The 17,646-nt window shown below is 40.3% G+C and carries 16 protein-coding genes; 11 read left to right on the plus strand and 5 right to left on the minus strand.

Annotated features, from left to right (window positions below; genetic code table 11):
* The first annotated feature begins 69 nt into the window (after nt 1–69).
* From T543_RS10260 to T543_RS10275, 4 genes are all read left to right on the plus strand, one after another.
* A complete protein-coding gene (locus tag T543_RS10260) occupies nt 70–987 on the plus strand; it encodes a carbohydrate ABC transporter permease (protein WP_035768089.1) in 918 nt (305 codons plus the stop codon).
* A gap of 12 nt (nt 988–999) precedes the next feature.
* Nucleotides 1,000–1,890 carry a carbohydrate ABC transporter permease gene (locus T543_RS10265; protein ID WP_051638690.1) on the plus strand — a complete coding sequence of 297 codons (891 nt, stop codon included), beginning with the start codon at nt 1,000–1,002 and terminating at the stop codon, nt 1,888–1,890.
* Between the two features lie 139 nt (nt 1,891–2,029).
* Complete coding sequence (locus T543_RS10270; protein WP_035768091.1) at nt 2,030–3,109, plus strand: hypothetical protein; 1,080 nt, start codon at nt 2,030–2,032, stop codon at nt 3,107–3,109.
* Nucleotides 3,106–4,050, plus strand: a complete 945-nt coding sequence (locus T543_RS10275) for a hypothetical protein (protein WP_155843227.1) — start codon at nt 3,106–3,108, stop codon at nt 4,048–4,050. The genes T543_RS10270 and T543_RS10275 overlap by 4 nt, the downstream gene beginning before the upstream one ends.
* A 124-nt stretch (nt 4,051–4,174) precedes the next feature.
* Here T543_RS10275 and T543_RS10280 read toward each other — a convergent pair whose 3' ends face one another.
* From T543_RS10280 to T543_RS10295, 4 genes are all read right to left on the minus strand, one after another.
* A complete protein-coding gene (locus tag T543_RS10280; protein ID WP_035768095.1) occupies nt 4,175–5,044 on the minus strand; it encodes a carbohydrate ABC transporter permease in 870 nt (289 codons plus the stop codon).
* Entirely contained in the window at nt 5,044–6,099 is a 1,056-nt protein-coding gene (locus T543_RS10285) for a carbohydrate ABC transporter permease (RefSeq protein ID WP_035768097.1), read from the minus strand. Before T543_RS10285 ends, T543_RS10280 begins: the two co-directional genes overlap by 1 nt.
* A gap of 134 nt (nt 6,100–6,233) precedes the next feature.
* Nucleotides 6,234–7,601: an ABC transporter substrate-binding protein gene (locus T543_RS10290; protein WP_035768099.1), complete on the minus strand. Its 1,368-nt coding sequence runs from the start codon at nt 7,599–7,601 to the stop codon at nt 6,234–6,236.
* A gap of 354 nt (nt 7,602–7,955) precedes the next feature.
* Nucleotides 7,956–8,969, minus strand: a complete 1,014-nt coding sequence (locus T543_RS10295; RefSeq protein ID WP_035768101.1) for a LacI family DNA-binding transcriptional regulator — start codon at nt 8,967–8,969, stop codon at nt 7,956–7,958.
* A gap of 220 nt (nt 8,970–9,189) precedes the next feature.
* On the opposite strand from T543_RS10295, the gene T543_RS10300 reads away from it, so the two are divergent.
* Together T543_RS10300 and T543_RS10305 are read left to right on the plus strand one after the other, a co-directional pair.
* Complete coding sequence (locus tag T543_RS10300) at nt 9,190–10,164, plus strand: nucleoside/nucleotide kinase family protein (protein ID WP_330369986.1); 975 nt, start codon at nt 9,190–9,192, stop codon at nt 10,162–10,164.
* A 53-nt stretch (nt 10,165–10,217) separates the two neighbouring features.
* Complete coding sequence (locus T543_RS10305) at nt 10,218–11,912, plus strand: alpha-amylase family glycosyl hydrolase (RefSeq protein WP_035768103.1); 1,695 nt, start codon at nt 10,218–10,220, stop codon at nt 11,910–11,912.
* Between the two features lie 75 nt (nt 11,913–11,987).
* On the opposite strand, the gene T543_RS10310 is transcribed toward T543_RS10305, so the two are convergent.
* Nucleotides 11,988–12,923: an ArsR/SmtB family transcription factor gene (locus T543_RS10310; protein ID WP_035768105.1), complete on the minus strand. Its 936-nt coding sequence runs from the start codon at nt 12,921–12,923 to the stop codon at nt 11,988–11,990.
* A 217-nt stretch (nt 12,924–13,140) separates the two neighbouring features.
* Here T543_RS10310 and T543_RS10315 point away from each other — a divergent pair, with 217 nt between their 5' ends.
* The 5 genes from T543_RS10315 (at nt 13,141) to rpmI (ending at nt 17,588) form a co-directional block, all read left to right on the plus strand.
* Nucleotides 13,141–14,058, plus strand: a complete 918-nt coding sequence (locus T543_RS10315; protein WP_035768107.1) for a LysR family transcriptional regulator — start codon at nt 13,141–13,143, stop codon at nt 14,056–14,058.
* 190 nt (nt 14,059–14,248) lie between these two features.
* Entirely contained in the window at nt 14,249–15,541 is a 1,293-nt protein-coding gene (locus tag T543_RS10320) for an adenylosuccinate synthase (protein WP_035768109.1), read from the plus strand.
* Between the two features lie 90 nt (nt 15,542–15,631).
* Entirely contained in the window at nt 15,632–16,534 is a 903-nt protein-coding gene (locus tag T543_RS10325; RefSeq protein ID WP_242839501.1) for an HAD family hydrolase, read from the plus strand.
* Nucleotides 16,535–16,758: 224 nt separating this feature from the next.
* A complete protein-coding gene (gene infC, locus T543_RS10330; RefSeq protein WP_035768111.1) occupies nt 16,759–17,250 on the plus strand; it encodes a translation initiation factor IF-3 in 492 nt (163 codons plus the stop codon).
* A gap of 137 nt (nt 17,251–17,387) precedes the next feature.
* The gene (gene rpmI, locus T543_RS10335; RefSeq protein ID WP_022760514.1) at nt 17,388–17,588 is read left to right on the plus strand and encodes a 50S ribosomal protein L35; all 201 of its coding nucleotides are present in this window, start codon (nt 17,388–17,390) and stop codon (nt 17,586–17,588) included.
* The last annotated feature ends 58 nt before the right edge of the window (nt 17,589–17,646 follow it).

Consider the following 17,646-nt stretch of genomic DNA (forward strand, 5'->3'; position numbering starts at 1 on the left):
CGCCCGCGGAGGGACCTGTTTTAAAAAAGGCTACTTATTATATACGCAATAAATCAGGGAGCAGGTATTATGGCATCAAAAAAAGTTAAGGTTCGTATGTCTGCGATGGCAAAAAGAGAAGAGAGATGGGCATGGCTGTTTATAGCAGCGCCATTTGTAGGTTTCATGCTTTTTATGGCATATCCTATAGTTTTTGCTCTTATTGCCAGCACAAGCAAATGGACAGGAATCAATTCATTATGGGGTAACATTGTTGGACTTAGAAACTATGCCAAGATTCTGGCAGATGCTAAGTTCTGGAAGGCAATGGGAACTACAATTATCTATATGATAGGTATTCCGATCGGAATGATCCTGGGAATGCTCATCGCAATGGGACTTAATCGTAAAATACCGGGAAGAAGAGTTTTGACTACCATGTACTATGTTCCGGTTGTATCTTCGCTGGTTGCTGTTTCAATTTTGTGGGCATGGGTTTTCAACTATGATTACGGCCTTTTGAACGGCATCTATAAAGCAATCACAGGTCTCCACGGTCCTAACTGGCTGGGAGATGAGACCATGGTAAAAGTATCCATGATCATATTTATGGTATGGAAGGGTCTTGGCGGAACTGTTATCCTCTATCTCGCAGGTCTTCAGAATATCCCGAGAGATTATTATGAAGCTGCAATGATCGATGGTGCAAACGGATGGCAGAAATTCAGAAATATCACATTGCCGCTTCTTTCACCCGTTACATTCTATGTACTTATTACGTCGCTTATCGGCGGTTTCCAGGTGTTTGTAGAAGTTCAGGTTATGACACCTTCAGGCGGACCAAACTATAGCTCCGCAACAGTAGTATTTTACTTGTTTGAAAAAGCATTTACCAATGGTCAGCTCGGCTATGGTAGTGCAGTAGCTGTAATTCTTGCGATCATTATATTCATTATCACTGCTATCAATTTCTGGGGGCAGGATAAATGGGTTAAAACTATAGATTAAGGAGGTGTGAAAATGGAACTTGCTATAAAGGCAAAATCAAATAGTAAAGATTATACAAACGACCGTGTCACATCTCAAAAAGAGAAAGTGATGAATGTCATTGTGTTTATACTTCTTTTCTTATTTGCTATAACAATGGTATTCCCGCTGGTTTATATGGTTGCTACTTCATTCATGACCAAAAACCAGATCCTTTCAGGAAAACTTACACTGTTTCCCAATCCTATACTTATAGGAAAGTACTCACAGGTGCTTGCAAAGGGCCAGTTCATAAGTGGTGTTATCAATACTGTATGTGTTGAAATACCAGTACTATTAATAGGTGGATTTACATCTTCACTTGCAGCCTTTGCTTTTGCAAAGATGAATTTCAGAGGTAAGAATATTCTCTTCCTCGCGCTGCTTGCTACGATCATGATTCCTTTCGCGGTTGTAATGATCCCTCAGTATGTTCTTTTCACAAAGCTTGGATGGACTAATTCACTTGCGCCGCTTATTATCCCCGGCTGCTTTGGAAATGTCGGCATGATCTTTTTCCTTAGACAGAACCTCTACAGCATCCCTTCAGACCTTATGGATGCTGCTAAAATAGACGGATGTAATTACTTTAGAATTTATTACAAGATCTTCCTTCCGCTTATGAAGGGTGCACTTGGAACACAGCTTATGCTGTGGTTTATGGGAATCTGGAATGATTACCTTGCTCCCACTATTTTCCTTAGAAGTGAAAAGCTCTGGACATTGCAGGTTGTCATCAGATCCTTCAACCACTACTATGCAATCCAAAGCGATTATGCTCTTATCATGGCGGCATCTGTAATTGCAATGCTCCCGACTCTCGTTTTGTTCTTCCTTTTCCAGAGAGTTATTATCGAGTCTATTGCTATAAGTGGTATAAAATAAGAAGCTTATCTGCTAAAATATATAACTGTGACCATCCGGCAGGAGGAATCCACCGGGTGGTTTTTTGTTTGATAGGAAATTCGGTCTGACTTTTTTATCTAATAATTACAAAGGGAGATATTCTAAGGAGGAGATGAACGTGTTTCTGAAAAATATTATTGCTATGACAATGTCTGTTGTTGCTTTATTTAATGCAGTCAGCATTGATACGAGCCTTATGTTTGACAGACCAAATGGCGGAATAAGGCAGGGCCTTTATATGTACTGCCAGCCTGAAAACACTATTGATGTTGTTATGCTGGGCTCAAGTCATGTAAATTATGGAATAAATACTGCAAAGCTTTGGAATGATTATGGCATTGCTGCTTATGACTACTCAACTGCTGAACAGGCAATCTGGACTTCATATTATTATCTAAGGGAGATATGCAAATATCAGAATCCCAAGGTTGTGGTTCTGGATTTTTTTGCGCCTGCAGCTTATGGCGATGATTACAACGATAAGTATTATTTTGCAGAAGATGCATTAAGCGGACTCAAGTTTTCATTAAATAAGAGAGAGCTTGTTAACGTGATATTTGATGGAAATGCAGATCTTATAAATAAATATGCGCCATCCTATGCTACGGGTTCTAATGATGATCTGAATACAAAGCTTAAAGAAAGCTGGAAAAAAGACTACAGTGCATATAAAGGCTATACTCCCTCTTTTAAGGCAGCGGCCCTTGAAACTCCGGTAATAAGCTCGACCGAGGCGGTACCGCCTTCTGATAAGTCGGTTGAGTATCTAAATAAAATAATTGATTATACCGGTGAACATGGCATAAAGCTGTATCTTACGGTTATTCCCTACAAAGTGAATACTGTAAGAGAGCCCGGTGTTACTCAGGAAGAAGACGTCAGATATAACTGGCTTGAGCAGTACATAGCACAAATAAATGCAAATGGTAATAATAATGTCTTTTTTGATTATACTTTCAGGCATCTTGCAGATACAGGAATCGACTTTGAAGGAGGAACTCACTTTGCTGATGGAAGTGCACACCTGAATTATTATGGCAGCACTCAGTTTGCCTCGTATCTTGGACAGGATCTGAAAAACAGATATGGTGATGAGCTTATTCCGGACAGAAGAGGCCAGGCAGGTTATGAGTCATGGGATGCGCATGTTGAAGAGATAAGAGCGATGGTAGAGCAGGAAGGCTGGGAGTATAGATGATGAAAAGATCAAAGAATAATAGGCTTATTACAATATGTTTTGTGAGTTTGCTCATACTATTTCTGGCAGTGGGAATCTTTTTGACAAGTAAAAAGAATAAGACTGCGACTCCTTCTGAGAGTGAAACAAAGGGAGCTGTAGAACAAACAGGGGAAGCATTAGAAAGCAATTATGAACAAGCAACTGATGAAACAAGTGTAGGATCTGATTCAGAGGTTGGAGGGGATGATACAAGTAATCTCAATGATTCTTCTGAGGCAGAGCCTACAGAACCTGTGCAGAATATGACACCCGAGGAGGTTGTTTCAAGTTCAGCTTATAAGGAAGGAATGCTTGGAGCAGCAGAGAACTATAAGAGTGAGTGTGCTGAAATCTTTGCGGGATATAATTCAGACCTTGCCAGATTTTCAATGATGGATGTCGATAAGGACGGGATACCTGAACTGATCATGCATGATATTGCCGGAAGAGCGGCTTACTACATAAGCTTTGCAGGTGGCACTGTAACAGAGAAACAGACTATATTCGAGTCTTCAAATGATATCAATAATTCAACGGACATTAATTCTTATGCTGCATTATATAAGGATAAGAATCTGATTATAAGATATGAGATAGCAAAAGATGGCAAAAGCTCAGAGAGTTATTTCTATAGCATTGACACTGATTCGAAAGAACCGGTACTTTTAAACAGCCTGTCATGGACAGCAAAAGGCCTTTTGGGAGATGAGAAGTTCAAGAGTAATGATGCAAACATAAGCAGAGATGAATACATAAATATATTCAAGGAATATCTCGGGGAAGATGACTACAACAATTTCTTTTTAGATGACCTCATGCTTGCAGATGGAGAGTATGACTTTAGATCAGAAACTACTTGGAACTCAACTCCCGGTGCTGAGCATCTTACTTATGAGGAACTTGTACAGAAACTTAATTAATTACTTCTCACAATATGTGCGTGAAGATTGAATATTTAAATTCATAGAACAGTAAAAAACAGGCGTCGGATTGTTGTATCCGGCGCCTGTTTAATGGAAAGGCATTTTAAATATTTTCTTTTTATCAGCCCTTTACAGCACCCTCGATCATACCTTCCATGATCTGCTTCTGAGCGATGAGGAAGAGGATGATCATAGGAACTATAGCAAGCAGTGCAGCTGTAAGAATGAGGTTCCACTGCTTTACATAAGAGCCTACAAAAGCCTGAACTGCGACAGGAAGTGTCTTTACTGCACCATTCTGACCAAGCATCATTGAAGGAAGAAGGTAGTCATTCCAAATCCACATACCATTAAGGATTGTAACAGTTGTGATAACCGGTGTGAGGAGAGGGAAGATAACCTTGAAGAATACCTGCTCGGGTGTGCAACCATCGATAGATGCTGCTTCTTCCAAGTCATAAGGAATTCCCTTAATAAATCCAACAAGAATGAAAACTGTCATAGCACCACCAAATCCGAGGTAAGCAAATACGATGCCGGGTACTGACTGAAGCATCGGTATTCCGATGAATTTTCCTACATCTCTGAAGGTAGAGATAAGAGGAAGCATAACTACCTGGAAAGGAATGATCATTGATGCGATGAATGTAAAGTAAATTACATTTGACCATACTGTCTTGTTTCTGCAGATTACCCATGCTGCCATGGATCCGAACAGTGCAAGAAGTACAAGTGAAAGCACGGTTATAAGTGCTGAATAGCCAAATGCCTGCCAGAACAGGAAGTGTGTATTTGTGATAACATCCTTAAGGTTCTGGATGAGCTGTGGGAATGAAGCTCCGTTAAAACCTATAGGATTGGAAGTAATGTCGTTTGAAACCTTAAATGAGTTAACAAGTACTATAAAGAAAGGGAATAATACATAAGCGGCGATTACAATTGCAATTATAAATCTTATAACGACATTGGATGTTTTTTCTTTTGTATGCATTATAATTCCACCTCCTTCTTATTAGATATGCGAACCTGCAGGATTGAAACACAAGCCAGAATGATAAAGAACAGAACGGCTTTTGCTTCACCAAATGCATATTCGTTGTTAACTACTGCTGTACTGTAGATGTTAAGAGCAAGCATTTCTGTACCATTTGTCAGGTATGAACCGAGGAAACTTGCTACAGAACCGGTACCGTTTGTAAGTGCAAGGTTTACATCAAACTGCTTGAATGCACTTGTAAGTGTAAGGAATGTGCAGATTGTAATTGTGGGAGCAATCATAGGGATCTTTATCTCAAACAGAGTCTGTAGAGGATTAGCTCCGTCAATTGCTGATGCTTCAAGGACATCACCGGGAATAGTGTTAAGACCTGTGATGTAGATGAGCATTATGTAACCTGCATACTGCCAGATATATACGATAATGATAGCAATGAATGCTGTCTTTGTATCCGATAACATAGAGTACTTGGCACCTGTAAGATTAGTTATTACATTACTGAAAATGAACTGCCAAATATAGCCAAGTACGATACCGCCGATAAGGTTCGGCAAAAAGTAAGCTGCTCTGAAAAATCCAAGACCCTTGATTCTTGATGTGCACAAAAGTGCAAGAAGAAAAGCGACAAGGTTTACGAGGATCATATTAAATACTACGAATAAGAATGTGATAAGAATTGACCAAAGAAAGCTTGGCTGCTTAAACATTCTTATATAGTTGGCAAAGCCAACAACGTTTTTCATTCTTATACCGTTCCAGTCGGTAAATGAATAACCGATACCAAGAACTAGCGGAATGATTACTGTAACCGCGAATGCAAAAAGCAGCGGAAACAGGAAAAGAATATTGATGATCGTACGGTGGTGCTTAAGAGTAGGAAAGTAGTAAAGACCTGCAACGATAGCAACTACTCCGATTATCAAAGTGGCTCCGCGAAATGATGCATCAGATTTCATGATATCTAATGCCAAAGACCATATGACAAGCACAAGACCGGCAATCAGACAAAGGAATGAAAATGCTTTTTTTGTAGCAGATGGTGTTTTCATACTGTAATCTCCTTTACCTTCAGGAAGCCTGTAATTTGTTGCCCCATATAATTATTAAGAAAACCTCTATTCCTTCTATAATATATATAGAAGAAAAGAGGCAGAGCATTTTGCCCTGCCCCTCAAAAAAATTATTAGTTAGCGTAGTAGCTTGAAATAACCTGAGCCATTGTTGTTACAAAGCTGTCAGCATCAAGCTTGCCCATAGCATAGTCAGCGAATACCTGACATGTTACGTTCTGAAGACCGTCCTTCTTAAGCATTGTGTGCCATCCTGAAGTCTTGCCTGCATCCATGTAGCTCTTGATGCTTGCATAGAAAGGATCAGCAGCTGCGTATGAACAATCATTGAAAGGTGAGATGAGACCAGCCTTGTTTACAAGGATGTCCTGAGCTGAATCTTCTGATACCCACTGAAGGAATGCCTTAGCAGCATCAACCTTACCCTCTGAATATACTGTCCAGTAGCTCGGAGGACCAGCGATGATTGTATCAATGCCATCTTCGAATGCATAAGGAGCAAATCCCATTGCAAATCCTGTGTAATCGCTAGAAGCTGTTACAGTTGCGTTAATCCAGTTACCCTGAGTTACGAATGCATACTTACCAGCAGCGAAACCTGCAACCTGGTTGTCATATGTACCGTCTACAAGGAGATCGGGATCTGAATACTCATTCATCATACCGATGAACTTAGCAAAGTTTGCCATTCTCTCTTCATCAATCTGACCGCCGTCGTTGAGGAGATCAAGATAAGTTGTGTCATCCTGTGCAAGACCTGCATCAAGATACTGACCAAATACGTGTGTACCTGAAGACCAGCCAAGGTTAGCAGGCTCAGCACACCAACCAAATACAGCTGTAAGACCAAGCTCATCCTTCTTGCTATCAAGAGTCTCAACTGCTGTCTGCCAAGCATCAGGGCTTGTAAGAGTTGAAGGATCAACACCGGCAGCCTCAAGGATGTCTGCGTTGTATGCAAGAGCTGTAGCCTCAACTGTGTAAGGGAAGCCGATTGTTCCCATTGCATCGTCTACGAGTTCGAAATCTGTATCTTCTGTCCACTGCTCACCTGAAAGATCTGCAAGCATTCCGTCCCAAGTAGCAGCCTGGTTGGCTTCGATAACGAAGATGTCAGGCATGTTGTCAGCCTGGAACATTTTCTTAAGCTCATCACCGGCACTTGTGTCACCACCGATAGTCTCGATAGTAACTTCGTTTCCTGTCTCTTCCTTGTACTTTGCAGCAAGTTCCTGAAGCTGTGAATCAATTTCAGGCTTACCGTTAAGAAGACGGATTGCATCCTGAGGAGCTGCCTCTGTAGCTGCATCAGCTGTTTCCTCAGTTGCTTCAGTTGTCTCTTCAGCAGCTTCTTCTGTTGACTCTGCTGCTGTAGACTCAGCCGTGTCAGATGCTGTGTCTGCGCCGGTTGATTCGCCGCATGCTGTCATGCTAAGAACCATTGTTCCGGCAAGAAGAATAGATAATGCTTTCTTTTTCATGTTACCCTCCTTTTGTGCACTTTGCTAACCAAACCAATTGATTAGCGGTTACTTTTGCGCATAAGTTTTATGCTAAGTTCAAAATAGCACGTAAAGAAAACATTTTCAAGCTATTTTTACAAAAAAATCATATACTTGTTTTCGCCTTATGCGCAAAAGCTGATAAATACTGAGCTGACGGAATTATTAAAAATGCATAAATTTTGGAGGTGAACGAGGTTTATAAAAGCTGCTGAAATAGAAGGCAGATCCTGGGCGGACAGGTAAACTGAAAATGAAGTTTTCATGAAAAAGAGCAACCTGCCTGTGTTGTGCAAGTTGCTCAGAAAAAAGAGTTTTTATATATTTTTTGTATTACCTTATGTCCATAACAGTGTCTCTTATGACGAGTTTTGTTGGGATCTGTATCTGTTTTGGAGTCTTTTCTCCACGGATACATTTCAGCAGAGTCTCAGTGGCTACGATACCTTTTCCTTTTACGTCCTGATGAACGGTTGTGAGAGCTGGTCTGTGGAGCTGACCAAGAAGTGTGTCGTCAAATCCTGCGACCGATACATCTTCAGGGACTCTGATTCCTCTGTCGTTGAGAGAACTGATAAGCTGAACGGCATACAGATCGGATACGCACATAACTGCATCAAAGCCGGTGATCTTTTTGCAGATATCTTCAAGAGACGCCTGAACTTCTTTGCTTCTGGGATTGATCTTCAAAAACCAGTCCTTCTGAAACTCAATGCCGGCCTCTGACAGAGCTCTCTTGTATCCTGAAAATCTTGCATAGTCTACACCGTTTAGGTTATCTGACAAGAAGGCGATTTTTTTATGACCAAGGCTGATCATGTAATTTACCATCTCGAAAGTTCCCTTTTCGTCATCAAGTCCCACGTTGATAAAGTGCTTTAGGCCTTCAATGCTGTAAGTGTCTATGCAGACGATTGGCTTTTTGTAGCGCTCGCTTACTCTGATACCGTCATCATTTAGCATACCGAATAGCAGAAGACCATCAACATTCCAAGTGGATACATGTCTCATGATCTCGTCGGTATCTCTTGAGATATACAGCATCATGAAGTATCCCGCTTTTCGGATAGACTCTTCTATGCCGCCTATCAGCTCCGAGACGAACGGATCCATTAAAAGATTTTCATACTTGTCTGCTCTTGCTTTGAGTGCAACACCTATTATCTTGGATTCATTCTGAGCAAGATTTCTTGCGTTGATGTTTGGAACATAATCAACTTTTTTCAGGTAGTCCTCAACAATTTTTATTGTTGCATCAGACACCTCTCCGGTCTTGCCGTGAATGACGTTGGATACTGTGGTGGTGCTCATATTTAATTGCTTCGCAATTTCTTTGATTGTGATCATGAAAAAAATATAGCCCCTAAAAAAATATTTTGACAAACAAAAAAATTTGGATATAGTGTAAAAATAGCACGGGGGAAATGCGGTGTCAAAAATTGAAAATGCACATAATTATAGGAAATAAGGCATTTGAGACATAAACGGAAAAACGTTTATGACATTTGCGCATAAGTGCCGTCAGAAACTTTTTAAATATTTATTTTATCTTTGAAAGGAAGTACAAATGAATACAAATTATGGAAAAATCAGTCCCAAAAATGCGATTACAGAAGAGATGATAGAAAAGCTTGCAGCTACAGCTATCGAGATTCCTTCTGATATACCACATGGAGATATGCCTGGAGACAAGATTGAAATAGGAGAGAGTCACATTGCCAAGGCAAGGACTATTTTTCCTGTATTACTTGAGGAACTTGCAAAAGTAACTTCTTCCAATAAGTACGGAAGAGCAGTTATAACAGTTTGCGGTGGCTCAGGTGTCGGTAAATCTGAAATTGCTTCACTTCTTTCATATATGCTTGAGAAATCAGGAATCGGGAGCTACACAATGTCAGGAGATAATTATCCTCACAGAATTCCGATGTATAACGACGCAGAGAGGCTTCATGTTTTCAGACAGAGCGCAATAAGAGGTCTTGTTGATGCAGGTAACATGAATTCGGATAACTTTGCAAAAATTCAGGAATGGCAGGCTGCAGGTGATGATGCAAACGCTGAGCACGCAAAAGAAAATGCCTGGTTTTCATCATATCTTGAAGCAGGAAAGAAAGGGCTTAACAGCTATCTTGGAACACCAAATGAAACAGATTTTGAAGAGGTTGACAGCATTCTTAGAGCCTTCAAGGATGGCGCTGATAAACTCTGGCTTAAGAGAATGGGAAGAGATGAGACTCAGCTTTGGTACGATGAAGTTGATATGAAGGATAAGCAGGTTCTTATCATTGAGTGGACACACGGAAACACAGACTACATGAAGGAAGTGGATATTCCTGTTCTTCTTAACAGCACTCCCCAGGAGACTCTTGAGCACAGAAGAAGCAGAAACCGTGATGGTAAGGTAGACAGCCCGTTCACAATGATGGTACTTGAACTCGAGCAGAACAAACTTATGGATCAGGCTCACAAGGCAAAGATCATTATCAGTAAAGCAGGCGAGATCATAAGCTATGATGAATACAAAAAGCTCATGGGACTTTGATTTTAATGTAGTTTGATTTATGTAAGGAGAGATAGTTTTTTAAGGAGAATATTATGAGTAAATTTGTTGATAACGGACCTATGCTCAATGCGTATCCCGACAGCTGCGGCGGTACTCTGGGCGATATAGTAACCATGCTTGAAGGAGATGACTTTAAGGATACATTCAGTTCTTTTTACATTCTTCCGAGCATCTACAACACTGACCTTGATCGCGGTTTTTCAGTAATTGATTATGGGATCAATCAGGAACTTGGATCTAAAGAAGACATGGATAGACTTCGCAAGCTTGGAATTGATTTAAAGCTTGATTTTATCTTGAACCATGCATCAGTTTTATCACCTCAGTTCCAGGATCTTCTTAAGAATGGTGAGAAGTCTAAATATGCAGATTTCTTCATCAACTGGAATAAGTTCTGGGAAGGTAAGGGCGAGATGACAGAGGGCGGATATATTCAGCCCGACAAGGAACTGATAAAGGATATGTTCTTCAGAAAGCCGGGACTACCGATACTTATGGTGCGCATGCCCGATGGAAAAGAAATCCCATATTGGAACACATTCTATCAGGAAGTGCAGTACAGAATGCCTGATGCTCAGGACATAATTGGTGCTGTTGCAGATTACAACGAGAAAAACGGCAATGCTGATGCTGACAGAGTTCAGTATGCAACTGCTACAAAGATTGCAGAGCTTGTATGCAGAGAACTGAAAAATGGCAAGACACCTGAAGAAATTGATTTTGGAAAATATACGAAATATCGTGAAGGAATTCTGGAGTTCCTTGCATGCGGAAGAAAGTATCTTGGACAGATGGATCTGAATATAAAATCAGATCTTGTATGGGAACATTATAAGAATACTTTAAAAACTTTATCAGGTTACGGAGCTGCGATCGTAAGACTCGATGCATTTGCTTATGCTCCAAAGGAACCAGGCAAAAAGAACTTCCTCAATGAGCCCGATACATGGGATGTCCTTGAAAAAGTAAGAGCTCTTGCGGATGAAAACGGACTTAAGCTCCTTCCTGAAATTCATGACAGCTACAGTGCAGGTATTTATGAGAAGGTTGCATCCAAGGGCTACATGACTTATGACTTCTTCCTTCCGGGACTTCTTATATATGCTATGGAACAGAAGGATGGTGCAGCTCTTGAGCGCTGGGCTAATGAGATCATGGAAAAGAAGATCCGCGTAGTAAACATGCTTGGCTGCCACGACGGAATTCCTGTTCTTGATCTTAAGGGCTTTATTGATGATAAGGAAATAGAGAGTCTAATTGATACAATTGTTGGAAGAGGCGGTCTTGTTAAGAATCTTCACGGCCAGAAAAACATGTACTATCAGGTTAACTCAACTTATTACAGCGCACTTGGTGCTGATGATAAGAAGATGCTTTTTGCAAGAGCCGTGCAGATGTTTATGCCCGGTAAGCCTCAGGTTTGGTATCTTGATCTCTTTGCAGGGGAAAATGACTATGCTGCTGTAGAGAGAGCAGGAGCCGGCGGACATAAAGAGATCAACAGAACAAATCTTACAAATAATGATATTAAGGAAATGCTCAAAAAGCCTGTTGTTCAGAAACAGCTTGAACTCCTTAGGATAAGAAATACCAATCCTGCATTTGGATTTGACAGTAAGCTTGATATTAAAAAGGACGGCTCTGTTATGACCTTCACATGGGAAAAGGATGGAAATAAGATTTCACTCAAAGCAGACTTTGCTACTTACGATTATGAAATAAATTAATAGTAGAAAAAAGAAGACTCATCTTTCCGGAAAATCCGGAAGGATGAGTTTTCTTATGGTTTTATTTATTTTGTTTTACTGCTGCGCATTCTCAGGATCGATGGGGCTGTATGCTATTTTTACATCGATATCCTGATTGTAGTTACCGAAGTTTTTGCCAAAAATTGTCAGACCGCCAACATGGTCAGCATCTTCCGGAACTTCAAACTTGAACTTGATGCTGCTCTTACTTGTAAGATTAAATTTATCGATTGAAACATCGGAAATCTGAAGTCCATCGATGAATGTTCCGCGGTGATTTATAACAAGCATTTTCAATAATCCATACTGATTCCAGTTGGGGAACCACCAATCGGGAGTAAATATACCTTTTACGTCTCCGAAATCTCCGGGTGAGATCCAGGTTCCAAGGAAAGTATCATTTAGATAAAAGTAAATATCAGACGGCCATACATTGTTGACTCCGGGAGCTTCACTGGAAAGCTCTGCTGATATGCAGATCTCATCAATTTTCTGATTAAAAGGGATAAAATTGGGGATGACATACTCTACATATCCCTTTGTAAACCAGAGAATATCAGCATTATATCTGTCAGGGTGTGAGAAATATCTGGTGTCATCTACCTGACCAATAAGCTGAGTTGATGAAGCAAGACCGCATGTGGGATATACATTGTAATCCGAAAACTGGCCGACCTTGATCGCAGTAGTGTAGATATCTTCATCACGGGTTTCATCCTGAACATCGATAAGAATCTTATCAAGATGTACTGAACATATCTTTTGATTGCCGTGGCCGCTTGTTTCGTTGCTGACAGTGATAACGCCGCATTCCTCAAGCTTTCTGACGTGACTTGTAAGTGCCCCGTTGGTTATGTTGAGGCGGGATGCAAGCTCGTTCATGTTCATGCCGTTTTCTTCAAGAAGTATTTTGATTATTTCTATTCTGATTTCAGAGCCGAGAGCCTTGAAAAGATCCAGCCCTTCCGAAAGTGATTTGATATGAAGCATAAAGTCATCTCCTTATTGGTACTACAATGTTTAGATTAATATATAAGAAAATACTTTTTAAGTAACAATAAAAATAGTTTTGTAAATCGTAAACTAATATTCTTCATGTTATCATGTTTTATGCTATTAAACAATGTCAAACGTGCTAAAATAAACTGTGTATTAAGTGCATTTTTACCAAAATAAATGTTGATTTAATACTTTTTAAGGAGCATATATGACCAATAATTTAGAATACTATAAAGTCTTCTATCACGTGGCAAAATGTGGGAGTATCACCCTTGCCGCGCAGGAACTTAATATATCACAACCCGCTGTAAGTCAGCAGATAAAACAGCTTGAAAGCCTCTTGGGGACCAGCCTTTTCAGAAGAACGGGAAGGGGCATAAAGCTCACGGGTGAAGGGGAGATCCTTTTTAGATATGTCTCAAAAGGGTACGAGCAGTTTGAACTTGGAGAGCAGAGGCTCTCGCAAATATTAAGGCTCGATGCAGGTGAAGTAAGAATCGGGGCAAGTGACATGACACTTAGATTTTTTCTGCTTCCGTATCTTGAGAAATTCCATGAGCGCTATCCCGGGATAAAAGTATCTGTCACAAACGGTCCAACCCCTGAAACATTAAAGTATCTATCGGATGACGTGATAGATTTTGGAATAGTTTCTTCTATAGGAAATGCTACAAGAAAAGAAAGCGAAGAAGAAGATACGAGCCTTAGGTTTAGAAACGTCCGCGATATAGAGGATATTTTTATAGCGGGAAGACGTTTTACTTCCTATAAAAATCATATGCTTGATCTAAAAGAGCTTGAACATCTTCCTATGATAATTCTAGAAGGGCAGACGAGTACCGGTAGATATATAGAAGACTTTCTTGCCAAAAACAGCGTCACAATACATCCTGAGTTTGCGCTTGCCACAAGCGATATGATCGTTCAGTTTGCTCTAAGAAATCTTGGAGTAGGATGCGTTGTGAGAGATTTTGCTAAGGAGTACATAGACTCCGGAGTATTATTTGAACTTAGACTAAAGCAAATGATCCCAAAACGCCATATGTGCGTGGTTACAGATGAAAAGCGGCCGATGTCTGTGGCTGCGAGCAAACTTCTGGAACTGATTTTTGAAGAAAATATTTAACTTCGTGTGGGTTATTTCCTTTTTTGAAGAAAAACAGGAAGTTATAAGATACACTTATGCATTATATAATAAATATCAATTTTACTTATAAATAATAATAGAGTATATTCATTTATGGATTTAATAAAAAGATCCCTTTGTTTTTTAGAGGGACATTATCAAACATTTATAATGTATAAAGGAGATATTTATGGTAAAAGCAGTAGTTGGAGCAAACTGGGGTGATGAGGGAAAAGGTAAGATCACTGATATGATGGCCGATCAGGCTGATGTGGTAATACGTTTCCAGGGCGGTGCCAATGCAGGACATACAATAGTAAATGAGTATGGCAAATTTGCACTTCATACTCTTCCGTCCGGAGTTTTTCACCAGAAGATCACTAATATAATAGGAAACGGTGTTGCACTTAACATCCCTGTTCTTATGAAGGAACTTAATTCGGTTATCGAAAAGAACGTACCGAAGCCGAATCTTATGATTTCAGATCGTTGCCAGATCGTTATGCCTTATCACATCCTCTTTGATCAGTATGAAGAAGAGAGACTTGGCGGTAAGTCATTTGGTTCAACAAAATCAGGTATTGCACCTTTTTATTCAGATAAGTATGCAAAGGTTGGTTTCCAGGTAAATGAACTTTTTGATGAAGAGCTTCTTAAAGAAAAGGTTGAGAGAGTACTTGTTACAAAGAACATCCTTTTGAGAGAGCTTTATCATAAGCCTGAAATTGATGCAGCTGAGCTTCTTAATACACTTCATGAGTGGAGAGACATGGTTGAGCCTTATGTTGGCGATACATCACTTTTCCTTGATAAGGCTATTAAGGAAAACAAGACAATCCTCCTTGAGGGTCAGCTTGGTACAATGAAGGATCCTGACCACGGTATTTATCCTATGGTTACATCTTCATCAACACTTGCTGCATATGGTGCGATCGGCGCAGGTATTGCTCCTTATGAGATAAAGGAGATTGTAGTTGTAAATAAGGCTTATTCTTCTGCAGTTGGTGCAGGTGCATTCACATCAGAGATATTCGGTGATGAAGCTGATGAGCTCAGAAGACGCGGTGGCGACGGCGGTGAATACGGTGCAACAACAGGTCGTCCTCGTCGTATGGGTTGGTATGACTGCGTTGCAAGTAAGTATGGATGCAGACTTCAGGGTGCTACTGATGTTGCGTTCACTGTCCTCGATGTACTCGGCTATCTTGATGAAATTCCGGTTTGTGTTGGTTACGAGATCAATGGAGAAGTTACAAAGGAATTCCCTGTAACACACCTTCTTGAAAAGGCTAAGCCTGTATATGAGACACTTCCCGGATGGAAGAGCGATATTCGCGGAATCAAGAAATATGAGGACCTTCCGGAAAACTGCAGAAAGTACATTGAATTCATAGAGAAGGAAATCGGATATCCGATCACTATGGTATCTAACGGACCTGCTAGAGAAGATATCATCTACAGAGAGAGCCCTCTTAAAAAGTAATAACTGTACAAAAACAGAATATTGTTGTAATCTTATGGGGTTGTCTTATTATGGACAACCCCTTTTTGTCAGTTTTATAGGAGGTTTGATGTGAATAACGAAAAGACACCTGTTTTTAAAAGAGTTATAGCTCTTCTCGGAGTGGTCCTGCTTGTAGGAATGTATATAGTACTGCTGATCCAGGGACTTACCGGAAGCGCTGAAACATTTAATACATTTATTATGTGTGCGGCTGCGACAGTTGCAATCCCGATCGCAATCTGGCTGATCCTGTGGGCATACTCAGCTATCACTGGTACGAGAACAATCGCAAGTGCTGATCCTTACGGCAAAAATGACGTTTCTTCAAAAGATGTGGATGCATCCGAAAAAACAGATAACAAAATAAGTACTGTTATCTTTGATATAGGCGGAGTTCTCGTCGATTTTTGCTGGGATGATTTCCTTAGGAACAAAGGCTTTGATGAAGCTATGGTTCAGAGGATCGGAGATGCCAGTGTGAGAACATCCGACTGGGATGAGTTTGACAGAGGTGTTCTTGATACAAAAGGCATAATAGACGGCTTTGTGAAAAATGATCCCGAGATAGAAGATGAGATAAGGAAGGGATTTGATGATCTTTCAGGCCTTCTTAAAAAGAGGGAGAGAACGATCCCCTGGATAAAGGCCCTTAAGAAGGCAGGCTACAGAGTCCTTGTTTTATCAAACTTTTCAAAGCAGGCTCTTGAAGCCAATCCTTTCATGAATGAGTTTTTGGATGAAGTTGACGGCGGAATCTTAAGCTACAGAGATAAAGTCATTAAGCCCGATCCTGCAATTTACAAGCTTATTATGGAAAGATATGATCTTAAACCTGAAGAATGTGTATTCATAGATGATATGCAGAGAAATATCGATGCGGCAAAGAATGTCGGCATGAACGGCATAGTTTTCAGTGATTATGACCAGGTTGACAGAGAACTTGCAGAGCTTGGCGTCGTTTACGAAATATAATTTTTGAAAATAGTGTTGACATCGGCTCTTTACGATGGTATATTAACACAGTATGAAAACAAAGCAGAGGTTTCCACTCTCACCCTGCGGCAAGGGCTTGCAGGCGTTAATACATCTAAAATATGGCGATGTGATTAGTTTTAGCCGGGTTTAGAATAGTATGTGGACTCCTTTGTGAGTCCACTTTTTATTTTTGGAGGTATAAAGCCATTAGCGATTTATTTATCAATGAGCAGATAAGGGACAAAGAAGTACGTGTAATTGGCGAGAGCGGGGAACAGCTTGGCGTTATGTCCATTCAGGAAGCAAGAAAGCTTGCTGATGAAGCCGGAGTTGACCTTGTAAAGATTGCACCTAACGCAAAACCGCCGGTATGCCGTATTGTTGACTATGGCAAATTTAAGTATGAGCAGCTTCGCAAAGAAAAAGAAGCTCGCAAAAAGCAGAAGAACGTTGAGATCAAGGAGATCCGTTTGTCTCCCAACATCGATACAAACGACCTTAATACCAAGGTTAATGCTGCTAAGAAGTTCCTTGAAAAAGGTAATCGTGTAAAGATAACCCTGAGATTCAGAGGACGTGAGATGGCTCATATGAGTGCAAGCGCACATATTCTTACTGATTTTGCTGCAGCTCTTGAAGATGTAGCTGTTATTGACAAGCAGCCCAAGGTTGAGGGACGTAGTATGACAATGTTCCTTACAGAGAAGAAGTAAGAAGCAACTGATAATGATATTGTTTCTCACTATGTGAGTTACATATATAGTAATTGTTCATTAACTTTTTGTTGGATGATTACACTGCCGATACGGCAGAATGCAATAATTATTTACAGCATAGGAGGATTATAGTTATGCAGCACAAGATGAAGACAAATAGATCTGCTGCCAAGCGTTTCAAGGTAACAGGCACAGGTAAGCTGATCCGTAACAAGGCGTACAAGCGTCACATTCTTACAAAGAAGTCTACAAAGAGAAAGAGAAACTTAAGACAGGCAGCAGTAGTTGATGCTACCAACGTTAAGACAATGAAGAAGATTCTGCCTTACGTTTAAATCTGAATGTTCGGGTTGTTCTGTAATCTGAGTTTCATTCACAAATGGCAGTTGTATT

This window comes from Butyrivibrio sp. NC2002, assembly GCF_000702265.1.
Lineage (GTDB): Bacteria > Bacillota > Clostridia > Lachnospirales > Lachnospiraceae > Butyrivibrio.

Excerpts from the sequence above, each read along its gene's own strand:
- T543_RS10260 (WP_035768089.1), top strand. The coding sequence starts at position 70 with ATGGCATCAAAAAAAGTTAAGGTTCGTATGTCTGCGATGGCAAAAAGA.
- T543_RS10265 (WP_051638690.1), top strand. The coding sequence starts at position 1,000 with ATGGAACTTGCTATAAAGGCAAAATCAAATAGTAAAGATTATACAAAC.
- T543_RS10275 (WP_155843227.1), top strand. The coding sequence starts at position 3,106 with ATGATGAAAAGATCAAAGAATAATAGGCTTATTACAATATGTTTTGTG.
- T543_RS10280 (WP_035768095.1), bottom strand. The coding sequence starts at position 5,044 with ATGCATACAAAAGAAAAAACATCCAATGTCGTTATAAGATTTATAATT.
- T543_RS10285 (WP_035768097.1), bottom strand. The coding sequence starts at position 6,099 with ATGAAAACACCATCTGCTACAAAAAAAGCATTTTCATTCCTTTGTCTG.
- T543_RS10290 (WP_035768099.1), bottom strand. The coding sequence starts at position 7,601 with ATGAAAAAGAAAGCATTATCTATTCTTCTTGCCGGAACAATGGTTCTT.
- T543_RS10295 (WP_035768101.1), bottom strand. The coding sequence starts at position 8,969 with ATGATCACAATCAAAGAAATTGCGAAGCAATTAAATATGAGCACCACC.
- T543_RS10300 (WP_330369986.1), top strand. The coding sequence starts at position 9,190 with ATGAATACAAATTATGGAAAAATCAGTCCCAAAAATGCGATTACAGAA.
- T543_RS10305 (WP_035768103.1), top strand. The coding sequence starts at position 10,218 with ATGAGTAAATTTGTTGATAACGGACCTATGCTCAATGCGTATCCCGAC.
- T543_RS10310 (WP_035768105.1), bottom strand. The coding sequence starts at position 12,923 with ATGCTTCATATCAAATCACTTTCGGAAGGGCTGGATCTTTTCAAGGCT.
- T543_RS10315 (WP_035768107.1), top strand. The coding sequence starts at position 13,141 with ATGACCAATAATTTAGAATACTATAAAGTCTTCTATCACGTGGCAAAA.
- T543_RS10320 (WP_035768109.1), top strand. The coding sequence starts at position 14,249 with ATGGTAAAAGCAGTAGTTGGAGCAAACTGGGGTGATGAGGGAAAAGGT.
- rpmI (WP_022760514.1), top strand. The coding sequence starts at position 17,388 with ATGCAGCACAAGATGAAGACAAATAGATCTGCTGCCAAGCGTTTCAAG.